General features: G+C 42.7%; 25 protein-coding genes. 23 read left to right on the top strand and 2 right to left on the bottom strand.

What is annotated here, in order from left to right; translation table 11 throughout:
* Positions 1-195: 195 nt before the first annotated feature.
* From G9F50_RS19170 to G9F50_RS19155, 4 genes are all read left to right on the top strand, one after another.
* Positions 196-768 (top strand): hypothetical protein, encoded by a 573-nt coding sequence (locus G9F50_RS19170; protein ID WP_053285409.1) that lies wholly within the window; start codon positions 196-198, stop codon positions 766-768.
* A 531-nt stretch (positions 769-1299) separates the two neighbouring features.
* Positions 1300-1470: a hypothetical protein gene (locus G9F50_RS19165; RefSeq protein WP_053285408.1), complete on the top strand. Its 171-nt coding sequence runs from the start codon at positions 1300-1302 to the stop codon at positions 1468-1470.
* A 718-nt stretch (positions 1471-2188) separates the two neighbouring features.
* Positions 2189-2671 carry a hypothetical protein gene (locus tag G9F50_RS19160; RefSeq protein WP_053285438.1) on the top strand — a complete coding sequence of 161 codons (483 nt, stop codon included), beginning with the start codon at positions 2189-2191 and terminating at the stop codon, positions 2669-2671.
* Positions 2672-2799: 128 nt separating this feature from the next.
* Entirely contained in the window at positions 2800-4137 is a 1338-nt protein-coding gene (locus G9F50_RS19155; protein ID WP_053285407.1) for a ParB N-terminal domain-containing protein, read from the top strand.
* 23 nt (positions 4138-4160) lie between these two features.
* On the opposite strand, the gene G9F50_RS19150 is transcribed toward G9F50_RS19155, so the two are convergent.
* Positions 4161-4358 (bottom strand): hypothetical protein, encoded by a 198-nt coding sequence (locus tag G9F50_RS19150; protein ID WP_053285406.1) that lies wholly within the window; start codon positions 4356-4358, stop codon positions 4161-4163.
* Between the two features lie 203 nt (positions 4359-4561).
* Between G9F50_RS19150 and G9F50_RS19145 the strand changes: the two genes are divergently transcribed.
* The 17 genes from G9F50_RS19145 to G9F50_RS19065 all read left to right on the top strand — a co-directional run bounded on the left by G9F50_RS19145 (position 4562) and on the right by G9F50_RS19065 (position 17209).
* On the top strand, positions 4562-4810 hold the full coding sequence (locus tag G9F50_RS19145; protein ID WP_053285405.1) for a hypothetical protein: 249 nt from the start codon (positions 4562-4564) through the stop codon (positions 4808-4810).
* A 145-nt stretch (positions 4811-4955) separates the two neighbouring features.
* Positions 4956-5486, top strand: a complete 531-nt coding sequence (locus tag G9F50_RS19140) for a YfbU family protein (RefSeq protein ID WP_053285404.1) — start codon at positions 4956-4958, stop codon at positions 5484-5486.
* 83 nt (positions 5487-5569) lie between these two features.
* Positions 5570-6451 carry a phage terminase small subunit gene (gene terS / locus G9F50_RS19135; RefSeq protein ID WP_053285403.1) on the top strand — a complete coding sequence of 294 codons (882 nt, stop codon included), beginning with the start codon at positions 5570-5572 and terminating at the stop codon, positions 6449-6451.
* Positions 6451-7797, top strand: coding sequence for a PBSX family phage terminase large subunit (locus G9F50_RS19130; RefSeq protein ID WP_095061712.1), 1347 nt, complete (start codon positions 6451-6453; stop codon positions 7795-7797). Before terS ends, G9F50_RS19130 begins: the two co-directional genes overlap by 1 nt.
* Positions 7763-9310: a phage portal protein gene (locus G9F50_RS19125; protein WP_095061710.1), complete on the top strand. Its 1548-nt coding sequence runs from the start codon at positions 7763-7765 to the stop codon at positions 9308-9310. Before G9F50_RS19130 ends, G9F50_RS19125 begins: the two co-directional genes overlap by 35 nt.
* The gene (locus G9F50_RS19120) at positions 9294-10211 is read left to right on the top strand and encodes a phage head morphogenesis protein (protein WP_088461995.1); all 918 of its coding nucleotides are present in this window, start codon (positions 9294-9296) and stop codon (positions 10209-10211) included. Before G9F50_RS19125 ends, G9F50_RS19120 begins: the two co-directional genes overlap by 17 nt.
* A gap of 43 nt (positions 10212-10254) precedes the next feature.
* Positions 10255-10929 carry a hypothetical protein gene (locus G9F50_RS19115; protein ID WP_095061708.1) on the top strand — a complete coding sequence of 225 codons (675 nt, stop codon included), beginning with the start codon at positions 10255-10257 and terminating at the stop codon, positions 10927-10929.
* Between the two features lie 23 nt (positions 10930-10952).
* The gene (locus G9F50_RS19110) at positions 10953-12140 is read left to right on the top strand and encodes an XkdF-like putative serine protease domain-containing protein (protein WP_095061706.1); all 1188 of its coding nucleotides are present in this window, start codon (positions 10953-10955) and stop codon (positions 12138-12140) included.
* Positions 12141-12169: 29 nt separating this feature from the next.
* Positions 12170-13105: a phage major capsid protein gene (locus G9F50_RS19105; RefSeq protein WP_088461992.1), complete on the top strand. Its 936-nt coding sequence runs from the start codon at positions 12170-12172 to the stop codon at positions 13103-13105.
* A gap of 11 nt (positions 13106-13116) precedes the next feature.
* Positions 13117-13467 carry a YqbF domain-containing protein gene (locus G9F50_RS19100; protein WP_053285396.1) on the top strand — a complete coding sequence of 117 codons (351 nt, stop codon included), beginning with the start codon at positions 13117-13119 and terminating at the stop codon, positions 13465-13467.
* Positions 13468-13472: 5 nt separating this feature from the next.
* The gene (gene yqbG, locus G9F50_RS19095) at positions 13473-13865 is read left to right on the top strand and encodes a protein YqbG (RefSeq protein WP_095061731.1); all 393 of its coding nucleotides are present in this window, start codon (positions 13473-13475) and stop codon (positions 13863-13865) included.
* Positions 13862-14224 carry a DUF3599 family protein gene (locus G9F50_RS19090; RefSeq protein WP_095061704.1) on the top strand — a complete coding sequence of 121 codons (363 nt, stop codon included), beginning with the start codon at positions 13862-13864 and terminating at the stop codon, positions 14222-14224. Before yqbG ends, G9F50_RS19090 begins: the two co-directional genes overlap by 4 nt.
* Complete coding sequence (locus G9F50_RS19085) at positions 14221-14724, top strand: HK97 gp10 family phage protein (protein WP_088461990.1); 504 nt, start codon at positions 14221-14223, stop codon at positions 14722-14724. The genes G9F50_RS19090 and G9F50_RS19085 overlap by 4 nt, the downstream gene beginning before the upstream one ends.
* 13 nt (positions 14725-14737) lie before the next feature.
* A complete protein-coding gene (locus tag G9F50_RS19080) occupies positions 14738-15175 on the top strand; it encodes a phage tail terminator family protein (RefSeq protein ID WP_095061702.1) in 438 nt (145 codons plus the stop codon).
* Complete coding sequence (locus G9F50_RS19075) at positions 15172-15363, top strand: YqzN/YkzM domain-containing protein (protein ID WP_095061700.1); 192 nt, start codon at positions 15172-15174, stop codon at positions 15361-15363. Before G9F50_RS19080 ends, G9F50_RS19075 begins: the two co-directional genes overlap by 4 nt.
* A complete protein-coding gene (locus G9F50_RS19070; RefSeq protein WP_088461987.1) occupies positions 15364-16764 on the top strand; it encodes a phage tail sheath family protein in 1401 nt (466 codons plus the stop codon).
* Position 16765: 1 nt separating this feature from the next.
* A complete protein-coding gene (locus G9F50_RS19065; RefSeq protein ID WP_095061698.1) occupies positions 16766-17209 on the top strand; it encodes a phage tail tube protein in 444 nt (147 codons plus the stop codon).
* 402 nt (positions 17210-17611) lie between these two features.
* Here the strand turns inward: G9F50_RS19065 and G9F50_RS20850 are convergent, their stop codons facing one another.
* Positions 17612-17698, bottom strand: coding sequence for a putative holin-like toxin (locus tag G9F50_RS20850; protein ID WP_095061696.1), 87 nt, complete (start codon positions 17696-17698; stop codon positions 17612-17614).
* A gap of 158 nt (positions 17699-17856) precedes the next feature.
* Between G9F50_RS20850 and G9F50_RS19055 the strand changes: the two genes are divergently transcribed.
* Positions 17857-18306 carry a phage tail assembly chaperone gene (locus G9F50_RS19055; RefSeq protein WP_095061694.1) on the top strand — a complete coding sequence of 150 codons (450 nt, stop codon included), beginning with the start codon at positions 17857-17859 and terminating at the stop codon, positions 18304-18306.
* Between the two features lie 41 nt (positions 18307-18347).
* Positions 18348-18479, top strand: coding sequence for a hypothetical protein (locus G9F50_RS19050; protein WP_223198305.1), 132 nt, complete (start codon positions 18348-18350; stop codon positions 18477-18479).
* Positions 18480-18487 lie beyond the last annotated feature (8 nt).

The raw sequence follows: 18487 nt of genomic DNA, 5'->3' as shown, positions 1-18487 counted from the left end.
TACCAATAAGAAAAGAGGGAGAGATGATGAAAGACTTAAAAGTGTGGAAAATACTCTTACTAACGTTGGTTTGTTCAGTGATTTTTTCTGTCGTGTTTGTGACTGTTCAAAGGATTGACCTGTATTTTAATCCGTCAGAAGTACCTGTTAAATCGATTGAAAAAATAAAATAACTTGTGTGGGGGATAAGGGAAAGTGAAAAAAATATTCTTTGTAAGTGCTATTGTTGCAGGGTTTTTTATGTCTGGGATCGGTGTTAACACGGTTAAAGCGGAAGAGTATAAAATTGATCCTATTGGAGATGAAATTGGTTCGGAAGATGGACGATCTGATGTGATTGATCCAGTTGTAGCAAAAGATGGTCCAGAAGATGGGGTTAACGATGAATCTAGCGTGCAGCCTAAGATCAGAAAAATATCAGATGACATAAGCTTATTTTCTCTTCTAGGAGCCGGAGAGTGGGATTACTTAGGTTCTTCAACATTTAAAACTCGTTCAAAAACATTCTATTCTGGTGGAGGAGACCTTGGAATTCAGATTTCTCAGCCATATATTGGCCCTGGATTCGCATGGCAGTATAAGCTTGTAGAAGAAGATCCAGTTATCAATGATACAGTCTCTCGCTTTAATTTAGCTAACCAAAAAGGAACATACGAAGTAGTATTCAATGTACGTAGTTTTGTTGATGGAGATAATAAAAAAGCAGAATTACACCTGGAGAAACTAACAAACCCTGCAACAAGTGTCTCTACAAAATGGTGGGATTGATGTAAAAGAGCAAGCCTGAGTGGTTTGCTCTTTTTGTATGTCCAAAAAAACACCGATAAAAAGCCGAGAAAATGCCGACAAAAAGCCGACAAAACGGGGGATAAAATGGGTACTTTTTTTAGCTGCGGTTTGTCATACGATAGAGACAAGAAGAAAACGAACGTGAATATCTGTCCCAAAAGGAGAAACCTGCGGACGCTGATCTTTTGCATGAGTCTATTTGTGCATCTGATTAGTGGCCGCTTTTTTTATGGCAGATTGGGAGACGCACCTTTCCCGTATCAAGTGTGCACTCGGATGTATCGAATGACAATGAAGGCCGTTAGCTTCACAGGAGGAGCGGCTGGAGTCTATGCAGTATTGCGCGCGATAGTCACGGGGAACGCAAACGGTGAGATCCCGATTGCAAGGAAAGTCTTTTAAACCGGCTCTCCATTTTCTTTGCTTACCTCCTGGGGAAAATCGGCGGGCCACAAATAAATAAAAGCGAATAGCGTAAGGCGGTGCTTATTCGGCAAGGAGAAATGAAAGATGAAGATGAGAGACATTTTATCTGCAGAAACGAAACAGCAACTTGAAAAAGAGAAAAGCCCCTCAACAAAGGAAGCTGATCCTTTGACGAGAAGGGATTGGGAAGAAATCATGGGAGTCAGAAAAGACACCTATAAACGGACAGGCGGCCGTATTCGCCGTAAACAATAGTAATATGTTTTTCGTCCATGTCAATTACCGTTAATAAACCATATTTTATAGTGAGTTAAGCCTCCCATTGTTAAGCGAGGATCAACAAAGAGGGAGGCTTTCTCAGTGAATTCGGGCGGTTCTAACAGCAGCATAATATTTGCTTGCAAAATAATTATTCCCTGCAAAATATGGTTTTATTCAGATGATTTAGGCGCTTTCTTAAGTGGGAGGGCGTTTTTTATGTTCTCTGTAAACTGCTTCTAGTAAGTCTCAGAATAGACAATTGGCGGTTAACGGCTTGAATGTGGAGGCAGCAGGCATTCAAAACCGCTATGACCCACGCTTTGTTATACCGTTCTCCTTTAAAGCGTTGAAAATGAATCTTTTTGACCACGTTGAAAACAATTGTGATATTTTCTTACAAATTTTCTTGAAAAGGTTAAAAATTTACTAAAATTTTTATTAAATAAGACTCAATTGATTGACATGACCGATCGATTTGTCCCGTGGTCTAATTTCTTTTCTGCCCATTTATATGATTTATTACTTATCGGAAAATACTAAATTTTCATCATTTTTCTAAACGAGAAACTTTATATACTGGTTTCATAGAAAGGAGGGGGGCATAAAGCAGGAAACGAGTATTAAGTTGTCTGTTGTTAGCCTATGGATATCTTTAAAATCTAAAGGAGGAATTGAATTGAATAAAAAGATAATCACATCCGTCACCGCTCTGATGCTCGCTACTTCCAGTCTGCCTGCTTTTGCCCACGCTAAAGAAAAAGAGGCTGAACCCACTGTTTCCTCAGCACCAGCCGTTAAACAAACAATGAACCTTAATCAGCCTAAAGCCGGAACTGGTATCCCTGGTGTTAATTTCAATGTAAATCTTGACGTCCTCGGCATAGCAAATTCAATCCGAGATGCTGTTGTGCAAAACGCAAATCGACCGGGTTTTGTCAAAAATATGATGGAATCTACTTTTTACTCTGCGGGGCAGAAATATAATGTCATGGTATTTAATTTGGCCCAGAATTACGACGATCACTTCAGAGGCGTCAAATTCTATGGATCTGCCGTTCTAAATGGAGTGGTATACGGGATCTGGGTGTTTGAAGATGGGGAATTCACAAACCAAGGAGATGGCGGCTGGGATAACTGGGCGTTCAGAGGCTGGTTTGACAGAGATGGCAAATACGTAAAATTTTATAGACCGTAAAACATCAAAAAGGTATGCGGTTGAAAAGTGAAGTGACACACCTTTTTGATGTTTTGTAGAAAGCAAACGGAATATAACTTAAGCATCCTTCGGGGTGCTTTTTTATTTGTACCAGGAGGCGATACATCATGAATATTAGAACTATACCAGTAGAAAAGATTAACCCCGCTACATACAATCCTCGGATTGATCTTCAGCCAGGTAATCCCGATTATGAAAAATTAAAGTCTTCAATAAATAAATTTGGTACTGTAGAACCTCTTGTGTGGAACGAGAGAACAGGGAATTTAGTTGGTGGCCATCAACGATTTAAAATACTTATGGAGCGCCAGCCGGCAGAGTTAGAAGTATCAGTTGTAAACCTGAGTGAAACCGATGAGAAAATACTCAATCTTGCACTCAACAAAACCGGCGGCGACTGGGACGAGGATAAGCTCGAACAAATACTAAGAGAATTAAACGATCTTAATATAGACATTGATCCCACTGGATTTAGTACAGAGGAATTAGAAGGCATACTCGATTTAGATGTATCTGAAGATGTTGATTTTGATTTTAACGAGTCTGGGGAAACAAATACTAATGAGAGTTTAGTTGATAGGTTTATCATCCCTCCGTTTTCAATTTTCGATGCTCGCCAGGGGTATTGGCAGGAAAGAAAACGGGCATGGCACGCTATAGGAATTAGTTCAGATGAAGGAAGAGAAGAGAATCTTTTATACCCGGATTTTTCGAAGTACGCAAAAAAAATGAAAGGAACGTCAATTTTTGATCCTGTCTTATGTGAAATAATTTATAAATGGTTCAATATTGATGGCGGAAAAATTTATGATCCGTTCGCGGGTGGAAGTGTAAGAGGGATTGTGGCTTCTTTCTTAAATTATGAATATTACGGAATCGATATAAGGGAGGAGCAGGTTAAAGCAAATAAAATGAACGCAGCTACTATTGAAGGGCTAAAAATGCCTAACTGGATTTGTGATGACAGTTTAAATGTTAACAGTCACATTACTGAAAATGAAATAGATTTGATGTTTAGCTGCCCGCCTTATGGTGATCTTGAAGTTTATTCCGATAATCCAAATGATATTAGCACTATGGAGTATGATGATTTTGTTGCCGCTTATTCGGAAATAATAAAGAGGGGTGCCTCCAGGCTGAAAAATGATAGGTTTGCAGTTTTTGTGGTCGGTGATATAAGAGATAAAAAAGGCATATACAGAAATTTTGTTGACGATACCAAAAAGGCATTCCTGGAATCGGGCCTTCACTTTTATAACGAGATAGTTCTTATTAATGCATTTGGAACAGCTGGTGTAAGAGCAGCGAATACCTTTGTTAATAGAAAAGTAGTAAAGGTTCATCAAAATGTGTTGGTTTTTTATAAAGGAGATCCAAAGAACATAAAGGATAATTTTAAAGAAATTGATGTTTCCCACTTGGAAGAATTTATTGAGGAAGCATAAATAAAAAGACGCCCCATCAGGCGTCATCTTAAAAAAGAAGTTAATGAAACTTTACGAGGGCGTTGGTTATATTTCTTTGCGATAGCCACTGCTTTTTCATTTACTCTAATCAAGTAAGGTTCTATTTTAATTATCGCTTCCTCTCGGCTTAAGTGCCCCATTTTGTAGGCTGCACGAGCCGCTTCTGCCGTAGTTTTAAGATCTAAAATATCTTTATTCATATCTATCCTCTCCTTTGCTCTGACAGCATATATGAGTCCTACACAGAACTCGAGAGGTTTTTGGGAAAAAATCAAAAAAAGAGGGTGCTGCTAACACCCTCCAATCACAACAGAGATAGCTCCCTGTCGAGAGCGTGATCATGACGCGGCCGCGTTTGTGGGAAATCACGCTCTGATTCATATTGTAATGGAGGACGGGGAGCATGACAAGAGAAAAAACAAACGTATGTTCCTATTCTGATGAAGAGAAGGAAAAGCTTCTGCTTTTACATAAAGCCGATGTTCTTGAAAATATCAGTGAATCAAAAGAGAAGTATCGGAAAATCGTTAGTGCAGGCATTGCACAGTGGATCAGAGACTTTCAAAACGGTCGAATAGAGGTAAACACTGTGGACGACTTAAAAAAGCTCATAGAGCTTGATATACAGCTTCAGAAGGATGAAGAAATATAAGTTATCTCACATTTTTGTGTTTTTCTCTCCTCTTAGTATAATATTCATAAAGGGGAGGTAAAACATGGAAGTCATTCATTATAATAGTTCTTAGTAACTTGTCATAAGTCCTTAGAGAATATAAAAAATATAAGGAGCGAATTTAATGACATTAAATTTTACAAAAGAGCAGCGAGCTATATTAATCAACCAAATGGAAATCCTAAAAAGATTAGACCCTCAAAGCGAGGCTGAATATGAAAGAAACATAGAAGTGCTTTATAATGGCTATTCTCACTTTTATGAAGAGATTTTTGGGCACATTGAAGATGAGTTTTCTCCTGAAATTACCCGTAAGGTTTTTGATGTTTTAACTATGTATAGAGCTCTATATTTTGGCTTCAAGAATCTGACAAGTGAAGAACAAGAGGAAATTTCTGAAGAAGATGTTTTATTCCAAGGGTTTGATGGGAATGAAGAACCGGATCATTACTGTTTTGCAAACCATGTTGTGAAAGAAGCGGGACTTTATTCTGAAATGGAAGACCTGATCAAAGAAGGAAAGATAGAAATGAATTCTCATAGAAACAGAGTTCGTTATTATAATGAGTTGCTCTCACGTTGGACAAAAGTCAGAGAAGATGCTGGCGGAGAACATCTAACACTTCAACAAATAAAAAATGTATTAGGTAAATGATCAAAAGGCCTCGTAAGGCCTTTTTGATTTTCTAAAAACAAACTCAAACTCAATTAGATGGCTCGGGGGTGGGTGATGATGTAATGCCAAGAAAAAGAGATCCACGCAGAGACGAGGCTTTTCATTTGTGGAAAGAGAGCGGCGGAACCAAGAAATTAAAAGACATTGCCGATGAATTGGGCGTCACCAGCAGCACTGTCCGCAAATGGAAAGCGAATGATAAATGGGAAGAAAAAATCAATGGGAGCGCTCCTAAATCGAAAGGGAGCGCTCCTTTTCGTCCGGGCGCTCCAAAAGGTAACAAAAATGCCCGGGGTAATAAAGGAGGCAAGGCGCCGCCTGGCAACAAAAACGCCAAAGGGAACAGAGGCGGTGCCGCTCCCAAAGGAAATAAAAACTCTGTGCGTACAGGTGAGTATGAATCAATCTTGTTTGATTTCATGGATGATACAGAAAAAGAGCTGTTTGATCAGATTGAAACTGACCCGCTCTATCAAATTGAGTTAACGATCCGGGAGCTTTATTTAAAAGAGCGGCGTATGATGCAACGCATTATGAGAATTGAAAATGGATTAAATGAGAAGCAGCGCCGTGTTCTTCAACAAATGCGCAAGGTAAAAGACATCATCCCAACTAATGACAAGAAAACAGGACTTGTAAAGCATGTGCCGCTTATGAACGAGCGGCTGGTTGTCACGGAAGTGGAAGAAACAGCGATGCGGTCCATTGACGATATCTTAAATATTGAAGAAGCAATGACCCGTGTTACCGACAGGCGGCTGAAGGCTATTCGTCAAAAGCATGATATCACCCGCTCTATGGATGAACACGATCTGAAGCTACGCGCCATGTATCTGACAAACGAGACAAAACAAGCTGAGCTTGAACGCTTGACCGCAAGACCTGTGGATAACTCTGTGAATATCATAATAGAGCGTAAGCGCAAGGATAAGGATGACAGCTGATGACTGTTAAAAAAGTAAACCCACATTTCGAGGATTTCCTTTTTGACTGGAACCAAAAGTTTCAGTTTTTGGTTGGCGGCTATGGGTCATCGAAAAGCTATCATGCTGCGCTGAAGATCATTCTGAAATTACTCACAGAGAAGCGGACAGCGCTTGTTATCCGGGAAGTTTATGACACACACAGAGACTCAACCTTTTCTCTCTTCGAAGAGATTGTCAACGAATTAGAGATTGATCACGTTGTTAGGTGTGTTTCGTCACCGATGCAAATACGGTTTCCGAATGGCAGCCGAATTATTTTTAAAGGGCTGGATAAGCCGGCCAAGCTGAAATCAATTAATAACATTTCGATCATATGGATTGAGGAATGTTCTGAGGTGAAGTATGAAGGCTTTAAGGAATTGCTTGGGCGCCTACGTCACCCGACATTGCCGCTCCACATGATTCTTTCTACAAACCCGGTCGGAGAGGATAACTGGACATTCCGGCATTTCTTCAAAGATGACCGCCAAAAACGGTTTGTGCTTGATGATAAAGAGCTTTATGAAAAGCGGACGATCGTTGTGAATGACACCTATTATCATCATTCAACTGCGGAAGATAATCTGTTTCTGCCCGAAAGCTATGTGAAGCAGCTCGATGAACTGAAAGATTATGATCCAGACCTTTACCGTATTGCGCGGAAGGGGCGCTTTGGCATTAATGGTGTGCGGGTTCTTCCTCAATTTGAAGAGCGTCCGCACGAAGAAGTCATGGAGGCTATCGAAAACATTCACCGCCCACTTAAACGAGTCGGCATGGACTTTGGTTTTGAGGGATCGTATAACGCTATTGTCCGGCTCGCTGTGGACACGGAGAAGAAGTACCTCTATATCTATTGGGAGTATTACAAAAATCAAATGACGGACGATAGGACGGCCGAAGAGATAAAGGAATTTGCGGAGACAAAGGAATTGATCAAAGCGGATGCCGCCGAGCCGAAAACAATCCGTTATTATCAGCAGCAAGGGTTCAATATGGTGGGGGCTCGGAAGTTCCAGGGTTCACGTCTTCAATACATTAAGAAGATCAAGCGGTTTAAAAAGATCATTTGCTCTGACCGTTGTGAAAATACGGTGTATGAGCTGAAGCCGCTCACCTATGCTACCGATAAGCTGGGTCACATCATTGAAGACAAGTTCACGATTGACCCACATACTTTTTCAGCGATATGGTACGCGCTGGATGATTACGAGGTTTCCGATCTTAAAGAAAAACCAAAAGGACGCCCGCAGCGGGCCAGACCGGTTAGGGAAGAAAGGGGGTTATCAGATGACGAAGCAATCAGTCAAAGCACGAGTGATTAAAGCCGCTCCGCCTGCCGAAACGACAAAACAAATATATGCTGATGAATTTGCAGGCCATTACACGGAAAACATGATCATGGAGCCGCCATACAACCTGAAGGAATTAAAAATGATAGCTGAGTATTCAACAATGCTCCAGCAATGTGTGGATGCCTATAGGACAAATATTCTTGGTTTTGGCTTTGACATGCGATACACAAAGGATATCAATTCACATGAAGTAGATCCTGCAGAAAAAGCGGATGCGGATAAAGAATGGCAACAGCTCGAGGAGTTCATAAAGCATCTTCATTTTGATGAATCAGCAGAAACACTGCTCGGCTTCTGTTTAGAAGATCGGGAAAAGACAGGAAACGGATATATAGAGGTTATCCGTAACGGTAAAAATCAGCCTGCCGGCATTGAATACATGGCTGCGGAATATGTCCGGGTGTGCAAGCTATCTGATCCTATAGAAGTTCCTTTCAAATACTTTGAATCAGGTCAACTAAAGACTATGAAAAGGCAGAAGCGGTTTCGGAAATATGCTCAGATGATTGATGGGCGAGTCATTTATTTTAAGGAGTACGGCGACCCGCGCACCCTTAACCTTGAGACAGGGCAGTATGAAGAAAACACTCCTATAGAAAAGCAGGCCAACGAGGTTGTGCATTTTAAGATAGGAAGCGGCGCTTATGGGAAGCCGCGGTGGATCGGTCATATTGTCAATCTATACGGCGCCCGCAAAGCAGAAGAGCTGAATTTCATGTACTTTAAACAAGGCCGGCATATTCCCGCTGCTATTACGATCGAGAATGGAATGCTCTCGGAGGATTCGTATAAACAGCTGCAGGACTATATGAACGGCCTTGAAGGCGTGGAAAACTCACATAAATTCCTTTTGCTCGAAGCGGAAGGGATAGCCAAAGGGAAGAATATTCATGGTGATGAGGAAATCGTGCCGGTCAAAGTAGACATCAAATCACTTGCCGAGATTCTTCAGGAAGATGCTTTGTTTCTGGAATATGATCAAAAGAGCCGGGATAAAATCCGCTCTGCATTCCGGCTACCGCCGATTTATACCGGGGAAGCGCAGGATTACAACAGGGCGACAGCTGACACAGCCAGAAAGATTACTGAAGAGCAAGTCTTTCAGCCGGAACGAAAGGTACTTACCGGCAGACTGAACGCGTTATTTTTAAATGATCTTGAAATTCATAAAGTAGAGCTGCAGTTGAAAGGCCCGGACTTTCAAGATCCGCTTGAAATTGCAAAAGTGCTGACTCCTTTCATTACGGCTGGGGCGGTATCACCTAACGATCTGAGGGATCTGGCCGGGCGCGTGCTCGGCAAAACGCTTGAGGAATGGCCGGAGGAAGAATACAATCGGCCAATTGGTAAGAACGAAGCAACGCCTGCAGCGGATCCATTTACGGCTCTGTTTAAATCCGAGAGCGGCACTCCTGATGTGATCGGGCTGTTAAAAGATATGCGGGATGTTTTGGAGGATTTGAAGAATGAACAAAACAGATAAGCTGCTGGTCAGTCTTACCTCATTCATTCAAAAAGCCGAGGAAAGCGAAGGCCAGAAGCTTGTGGAGACGATTCCTGACTTCCCCGGCCTCTCTAAGATACCCCGTTACGTAGAGGATTATGAAAAAGGCATCGCTAGATTGTTCAGGAGCCAGCGTAAGAGATTTTTAAAAGGATTGAACGGCTTTGTAAGCAAAGCTGATTCAGAGACGTTACAGGAGCTTCTGGTGTTTTTTACGCAGAACCTTTTTGCAGAGGATGATTTTCAGGAAGAGTTCCAGGAACTGACCGAGGATTTTCTGCAACAGACGCTTGAAGAGCTGGCCGCTGTCATAATGGATTCAATCGATCCTGAAGTTCCGTTCAAAGTTCTTTCTTCCCGCTCGATCGACTGGATCAAGGATTGGTCAAAGAGACTGGCCGAGATTATGCAGCTCAACACACATGAAGCGGTGGAAACGGTGCTGACGGAAGCCATTGACTCAGGTTCGTCAATCCAGGAGATTGAACTGACTCTGAAGGATATGCCGCATTTCGATAGACCGAGAGCCAGGACAACGGCCATAACCGAGGTTCTTGCGGCTTCCTCTGCCGCTCAGCATGAATCTTATGCGCAGTCCCCGGCGGTATCCAAGAAGAAATGGCGGCACAGCGGAGGGAAGAAGAACAATCCGCGTGAGAATCATATAGACCTCGACGGCACAATTGTTGGTGTTGACGAAGAATTCAGGATACCAGGAAGCAGTGAAACCTGTATGTATCCGCGAGACACGAAGCTTTCCGCCGCTGAGCGGGTTAGATGTCATTGCGTTCTCTCGCCTGTAGTAGACAACAAGGTTTTAGGCTTGTCAGCTGACGAAAAAGAAGAGATTCGCAGAGAAGCCTTAGCAAACATGGAATAAAATAGTATAATCTCCATATCAAACTAGGAATGGAGAATTAGCTATGGAATGGAGCAAGGTTTTTGATCTTCTAAAAACAATCTTAACTTCATGGCCGTTGGCTGTAGTAGTAATAGTATTTGCTATTCGTAAAAGTCTAAAGACGGTTATAGAAAACAGGTTATTTAGCTTTAAAGTAGGAAACGTAGAGATTATTTTCGATAAACTCTTGGAAAAAGTGGATAAGAGTTTAGAAGAGGCGAGTCAACTATCTGAAAAAGAGAAGGTAGAATCTCAAAGTGTAAGAGAATCTGAGAATACCCAAACAGAAAAACAATATGATTTACCAGAGATTCAGCCAGAAAAAAAATATGATTTACCAGAGATTCAGCAATCAATAGTAAGAGAATCACAATATTATTCGGACGCTTTAGTAAAAAGACCAAGGCTATTAGTGAAAGAATCTTGGAGGGAAGTTGAACGTAAAATTAGAAGTTTAGCGATCGAAAGTGGAGGTAACGATTTCCGTTTAATGCACCCTAAAAATAGCATAATTTATTTAACTAAAGAATACCCACAGTTAGGGAAAGCACTTAAGTCTCTTTTAGAGCTACGAAACTTCTTATTAAATGAAAACTACGAGCTAAAAAGTGTTGATGCGACTATTTTTCGTTCTCGGTGTCTAAGCGCAATTGACGAATTAAATAAATACATGGAAAAGTCTAATGTTGCAAATTAGTTTCTTGAAAGGAGGTGAACAAAATGCCAAGAGAATTGGTGAACGCAAAAATCACACATGTTTCTTATGTAGACAAGGCTGCTAATCAAAAGCAGTTCTTTTTTATGAAATCAGAAAAACAGCCGGACTTTCAAAAGGAAGTCAAGGTCCTTGCGAAAGAAGCAAACGAGCAAAAACTCGTTTACGGTATCGTTTATGAACCGGACACAGTGGATGCTCATGGGGATTTCATGACAGCTGCAGAAATTGAGAAGGCCGCTCACGGCTTCCTGAAAGATGCTCGTGAAATTGACAAGCAGCATGACTTTCAGGGCGGCGTCGGTGAAGTGGTAGAATCTTATGTCGCTCCTGCTGATTTTGAAATGAATGGCGAAACCATCAAAAAAGGATCATGGGTGCTTGTGACAAAGGCTTCCGAGGCAGTTTGGGATGAAATCAAAAAGGGCGAGATTACCGGTTATTCAATGGCCGGCATCGCGGATATCGCAAAACAAAAAGAAAAGCCTGTTTCTCCAGAGGACAACAACGAGAAAGGGCTTTTTAATTTGGTCAAAAACTTTTTTAATGCCAATGTGGCCAAGGGCGCGGTTCGGGACAAATATGACGAGGGGCGCCAACGCCGTGAGTTTTGGGCCGCACAAGATGCGTTAAACTCAGCTTTATTCAAATGGGACTATCCCGGAGAGATGGAAAATGATCCTGCAAAAATCAAAGAAGCTCTGCAAGACTTCGTGGATATCGCTCAGGATGTATTGATTTCCGATGACATTCTAAAAGCGATCGGGCCGAAACCGGCAGAGCTGCAAAAGGCCGGCCGGAAATTCTCGGCTTCAAGCTTACAAGAAATTAAAAGCGCTCATACCGCTCTCGGCAACTTGCTGAGTCAGGTGGAGACGGAAGGAGAGGAAGAAGAAATGAACGCAGAGGACGTAGCAAAATCCATCGAAGCAGCGTTAGAGCCAATTCAGAAGCGGCTCACGGAATTGGAAAAAGAGGAAGATCCTAAAAAGAAGAAAGACGAGGAAAAAGCATCTGAGGAAGAAGAGGCTGAAAAAGAGGCTGAAAAGTTGAAAAAAGCCATCACAGACGCTGTTCAACCGCTCGCTGATCGTATTGATGCCATTGAAAAAAGCCGCGGCGTTTCAAAACAAGAAGAGACCACGCAGGAAACCGCAGATGTTAAAAAATCAATCTGGGCCGGGCTTCTTTAAGTAGCAGCGGCAAACACAAGGAGGATCACATGAGAAATCACGAGGTAATTGAAAAGGCAGAGATGACGCTTGCCAGCTTAAAGAGCGGCGGCATGATGAACCCAACACAGGCAAATGCTTTTATTCGAATGGTTCAAGATGCGCCGACTATCTTAAATGAGGCGCGTGTCATTCCTATGGATCACGATACGCAAAAAATTGAGAAGATCGGGTTTGGGCAGCGGATTCTCAGAGCTGCCCAGGAAGGTGTTTCGCTGACAAAAGATCAAAAGGTTGTTCCGTCAACAAGCACTGTCAACTTGAGCACAAAAGAAGTCATTGCAGAAGTAAATATCACCTACGACACGCTTGAAAACAACATTGAAAAAGAGGGACTGCAAAATACAATTATGCAGATGCTCGCTGAACGTGCGGCCGTTGATATTGAAGAGCTGTTAGTAAACGGTGATACGGAATCTTCAGATCCTTATCTTGCGCAAATAGACGGGATTCGAAAGCAAGCCACATCTCATATCGTGGATGTAGCGGGCGAAGAGCTGACTCGCCAGGTCTTCAAGCGTGGATATAAAGCAGTTCCTTCAAAATATCTCCGGATTCCACAGGAGTACCGTTTTTATACGTCCCCTGGAATGGAAGTTGAATGGAAAGACCGAGTGGCTGACCGCCAGACTTCTTTAGGAGACACTGCTGTACAGGGCGGACTTTCTTCAGCGTTTGGTGTTCCGGTCAAAGGCATTGCCAACCTACAGCCGTACACCACAGGTGAAGGGGATAGCGCGTCAGATGTGTCTGATATTATCCTGACTCACCCGAAAAATATCATTCTCGGCTTCTCGCGCAACATTCGTATTGAAGTAGATAAGGATATCCGCCGCCGTATGTTCTTGATCGTCCTGACGGCTAAGCTGGACAGTAAATTCGAAGAAGAAGACGCTGTGGCTAAAATCATCAAAGTGAAAGAGTAGGTGAATAAAATATGGCCGACACATATACAGCGAAGTTGATAGCAGGTCAGACATACGATGTTATGGGGTATGTCTTCCTGCTTAATCAAAAGCGTGAAGTGGAGAAGCCCGTCTATTCTTATTTGAAGAATAATGAGCAGTTTGAGTGTCATTTAATTAAAGAAGAGCCGAAGGAAACGGAAAAACCTAAAAGCGATGATGACACGGCAACAAAGAAGAAGTACACAGAAACAGATTTGAAGGGCATGAATAAAACTGAACAAGAAGCCATTGTTACTGATCTTGGCGGCAATCCGTCTGACTTCAAGAATGCAGATGAAAGAATTGCCTTCATCCTTGAACAACAAGGAAAAGAAGAGTGAGCGGCATGTTAATTACCCCTGCTGACTTGAAGGCTTACTCGGTTTTTGATTCAGTCAAAGATCGGCCGGACGTGCTGCTTACCCAGGACATCATAGAAGCCGTTGCTGAAATTTCGTTAGAAGTTGGCCATGATTTTTCAGGAGAGGATTATGATCCTCTTCCTGAAAGGGTCAGGCTTGCCGTTTTAAAGATGGCGCAGTTTTATGCACTGATCAATTCTGATGAGTCAATCACAAAAGGATATACGTCCGAGAAGATAGGCGATTATTCGTATACTCTCGGCAATGGAAGCACCATTCAAAAACCCAATATCTATTCACTGATTAAGGATTACGTGGTGCCGGCTGATTCAGATCTTGAAGGCACAGAAGTAAAAATGCGGATGAGGTCTATATGAGTTACCGCTCCTTATTGACTCACCGGTGCGATGTTTATCATCTGCAGGAGAAACACGAAGGCCAAGAAAAGAGATACGGCGTGCCTGTTCACGATGCACCGCCGACTTACACTTATCCCGATGAGCCTGATATAAAGAGGCAGCCCTGCTATTTTACTGAGAAGAGCCAGTCAATTGTTCAGCAGGAGCCGAACGCGGCCATCTATCAGTCATTTATGATTCATTTTCCTGCTTCTGCAGATATTCGGATCAATGACAGAGTGAAATGGGAAGGCACTGCCTACAAACTGCAGCAACCGCGTTTGATTAAAAATCACCATTGGGAAGTGACAGCAGTCAGGGAGGTTAATTACCTATGAGAATTAAGGGGCTCGATCAATTCGTTCAAGCGCTACACCAGGCATCCCACGGGGGGCTGCGGCAAGAATATGAGATTTGGCTTGAAGGAATGGGGTATCAATTCCTTGATATTGTCCAGGATGAAGTGATCCAGACTCAGACGGTAGACACGCGCCGCCTGCTTAACTCATTTCATAAGGGCGATCAGGAGAACATCTTTTCTATGACAGCCGGTAAATTAAAGCTGGATGTTGGAACGAATCTGGATTATGCATCTTACGTCAATGACGGGCATTTCACCATTGATCCGTCCAAGAATCAGGACCGTCGCTGGGTGCCGGGCCGATGGAAAGGTGACCGCTTTGAATATGATCCTGCTGAAAAAAACTCCGGAATGCTGCTGAAGTTCAAATGGGTTGACGGTTCGGGGTATTGGGATAATGCAATGGCCATCTTTGAAATGATGTTTGAGCGCAGCCTTGAGCGGAAGCTCCAGCAATGGATTGAAAATAAATTTTAGGCGGTGGCAGCAGATGAATAGTGAAGTTGGCTCAATCATGGGCTATCTATACAATTTGTATCCTGTCCAGGTATATGAGGAAGAGATACCGCAAGACTTCGCGGTCCCATCTCTTTACTTCCCGCCGGCTTCTACCGCCGACGGTCCAGACACAGTTTCAACATTTCAGAAAGTCTATGTGCTAAACGTGAAGCTGTTTCATAAAAACGCACAGAGGGCTCATACAGAAGCGGAAAGGATAGCGGATGTCCTTAGAAGTAAGAGGGGGCTAATCCCGCTCCTAAAGGAATCTGGTGAAGGTACGGGTGATTTTATCCGTCTGTCACGAATTGAAACCCGGGTGACGGATGATTATGCAAGTATTGTCCTGAATTGGACAGGCCGCTATTGGTATGAGAGAGAAGAAAAGCCAGCTCTGAATAATTTTGATTTTACAAGCGGGGTGAAATGATGGCCACTAAGTTAGAAAAAGCAGAAACTGCTTTCTATATCAGGGACTTGAGAGAGCACAGTCGTGAACTCTTTGGGGTAAAGCCCGAAGTATTTGACGGTGCTCTTTTTCATGTAGACAAAGAAAGAATTACAAAAACAGAAGCGAAGAAGCTCATAACTCAGTTTCTTCAAAAGGAGGTTAAATAGATGAACGGCGGAACATTTACACCAGGCAAGGAAAAAGAGCGTGCGGGTATCTACTTTAATTTTAAAACGACCGCCGAGGATCGTGTGTCTGTCGGTGAAAGGGGAACCGTGGCGCTCCCGATCGCTTCCAGTTGGGGAGAACTGAAAAAATTCATTTCTATCTCTTCCATTGAGGATTTGAATAAGAAGATCGGATTAAATATTGATAATCCTTCGCTACTTCTGCTGCGTGAAGCAATGAAGAAGGCAAAAACAGTCTTGCTTTATCGGTTGACTGAGGGTCTTCGTGCTTCTGCAGAAATTAGCGAAGGCGTTAAGGCCACCGCTCTTTATGGCGGGACTAAAGGGAATGACATCATTATCCGGATCACCGAGAATGTCATTGATTCAAAAAAGGTTGATGTCATTACGTATCTCGATGAGTCAGAAGTTGATAAGCAGACCGTGGCGGCTGCGGAGGAATTGAAGGCAAACAGCTATGTATCCTTTACTGGAAAAGGAGATTTGACCGTATCCATCCCGCTTACCGGTACGTCACCTGCCGATGCAAGCGGAGACTTACCGGCATCCGCCGGCACCCGTCTTTCTGGCGGCACAGATAAGGTCCCGACGAACGCCGACTATATGGATTTCTTAGATGCAGCTGAAACTGAATACTTCGACACCATTGCTCTGCCAGTAGAAGACAATGAACAGCTTAAAGCCACGTTCGTGGCATTCGTGAAGCGGTTAAGAGATAACCAAGGTCAGAAGATTCAAGGCGTCCTTTCGAATTATAAAGGGGATCATGAAGGCATTATCAATGTGACAGGCGGGGTCCTGCTGGAAGACGGTACTGAGATTACGCCTGAAAAAGCTACTGCCTGGGTGGCCGGGGCCAGCGCGGGGGCTACCTTTAACCAATCCCTTACGTTTGTTGAATATGAAGGGGCTGTGGACGTTTTAAACCGCATTGATAATGATGAAATTGTTGAACGACTCGCTAAAGGTGAATTTTTGTTCACTTTCGATCCCCGCGATAAGGCGGTGGCTGTTGAAAAGGATATTAACTCCCTGACCAGCTTAACGGCTGAGAAAAACAAGGTGTTCCAGAAGAACAAAATTGTTCGGGTCCTTGATGCAATTAATAACGATCTGACATCTCAGCTGAAAGCATTAATTAAGTCCAGAAAAGCGAGCGGTAGCGATGTCCCGGCTTCGGATGACGGCCTACAGTTCGTGAAAACCCTGATCACTCAATACATGGGAATCCTTCAAGATGGGGGCGGCATTACGGGGTTTGACTCTGAGTCTGATATCGCGATTGTTCTGAATGAAGATCGAGACGGCTTTATCATTGATTTGGCCGTGCAGCCTGTTGATGCAGCAGAAAAATTCTACTTTAACGTGGAGGTGAAGTAAGGTGGCATTAAAAGCGCAAAACACAATTTCAGGAAAAGAAGGCCGTTTATTTCTCGATGGAGAAGAGATGGCGCATATTAAAACCTTTGAAGCAAACGTAGAAAAAAATAAATCAGAAGTAAACATCATGGGCCGCCGTATGACCGGCCATAAAACAACTGGCGCGAATGGAACGGGAACAGCGACATTTTATAAAGTCACATCCCGCTTTGTGCAGCTGATGCTGAACTATGTGAAAAAAGGTGAAGATCCGTATTTCACTTTGCAAGCGGTGCTTGATGATAAATCATCTGGCCGCGGGACTGAGCGGGTTACTATCTATGATGTGAACTTTGATTCTGCGAAGATCGCGGGGCTGGATGTGGATTCCGAAGCGTTGGAAGAGGAAGTGCCGTTCACCTTTGAAGACTTTGATCTTCCTGAAAAGCTGAAGGATACATTCTAAGAAAAACGTGTAATGCATTTCATTGGGGTGATTCAATACGAGGCAAAAATAAACAAAAACCTAATAAAATCTAATAAAATCTAATACATTACCACTTGATAACTCCGATTGTTAATATTAATATTGATGTTAACAAGTTAACAAATAGTATTGATAGTATCGGTACTACAAGTAGTATCATTACTACTGGCAGTCAGGTATTCATGACTACCGATGTAATGCATTTCGTCTTTCTTGGTTTTCCGTGTATTTCTTAAACAAGAAATGCATAAAATAAAAAATACCGGAGTGCGCCAACACTCCGGCCTGTACAAATGCTGGCTCCTCATTGGAGCGCTGGCTATAGGTGTACCTTTTTAGATATGGACCTACCCTAGAAGTTTCTGAGGCTCAAAGGGTGGTCTATTTCTTTTTGTCTATATACGTCAACAATGCGAGGATAAACATCCCGAACCCAAGCATTAAAGTGAGTGCTTGAAATGTTGACATAGGCGTCACCCCCTTTCAGGGGATTTAGCCAGCAGACCACCTTTGAGCTAGCCGGACAAAATGTACAGGAATAATTATACACTAAGACAACCAAATTGTGGTTGTCTTTTTTTGTTGGCAAGAGTCAACTAAATCTAATATCCAAAGGAGTAATTAACATGAGCGAAAAACAAAACGAAAAAGTATATGATCTTTCATTCTTTATGCCAGGACAAACAATTGAAGCGGAAGAGGTAGAAGTGCTGATCTCAAAGCGGTTTAAAGACAAAGCGGGGAACGTGATTCCGTTCGTTTTCAAAGCAATTACGACTGAGCGCATCGAAGAGCTGGAGAAAGAAAACACAACATACAAAAATGTCAAAGGCCGCGGCCGTGTGAAAGAACTGGACAGCCAGCGCTTCTATGCACGAATTGCTGTGGAATCGACTGTTTACCCGAACTTTAAATCAAAAGAGCTGCGCGAAGCTTACAAGACAGAAGATCCAGTGGAAGTGGCAAAGCGCATCCTATCTGTCGGCGGGGAATATGCTAACTGGCTGAACAAGGCAATTGAGATCAACGGTTTTGAAGATGATCTGGAAGACCTTGAAGAAGAAGCAAAAAACTAATACGGGGCGGGGATAAAGAGGCTGTGTATTTCTATTTCGCTATGCACGAGCTGAAATATTCCCCGTCTGAATTAAGGGAGCTTTATGAGGCTCCGCGTGAATACAAGGCGCTGCTGTACGGCGCCATTGCTTATAAACTTGATTTGCTTGAAAAAGAAGCGAAAAAATCATAGGTAGCTGT

The sequence above is a fragment of the Bacillus sp. EKM206B genome (assembly GCF_011066015.1).
In the GTDB taxonomy this organism is placed as follows: Bacteria; Bacillota; Bacilli; order Bacillales; family Bacillaceae; genus Bacillus; species Bacillus velezensis.
This window is presented reverse-complemented; position numbering and strand designations above follow the sequence as displayed.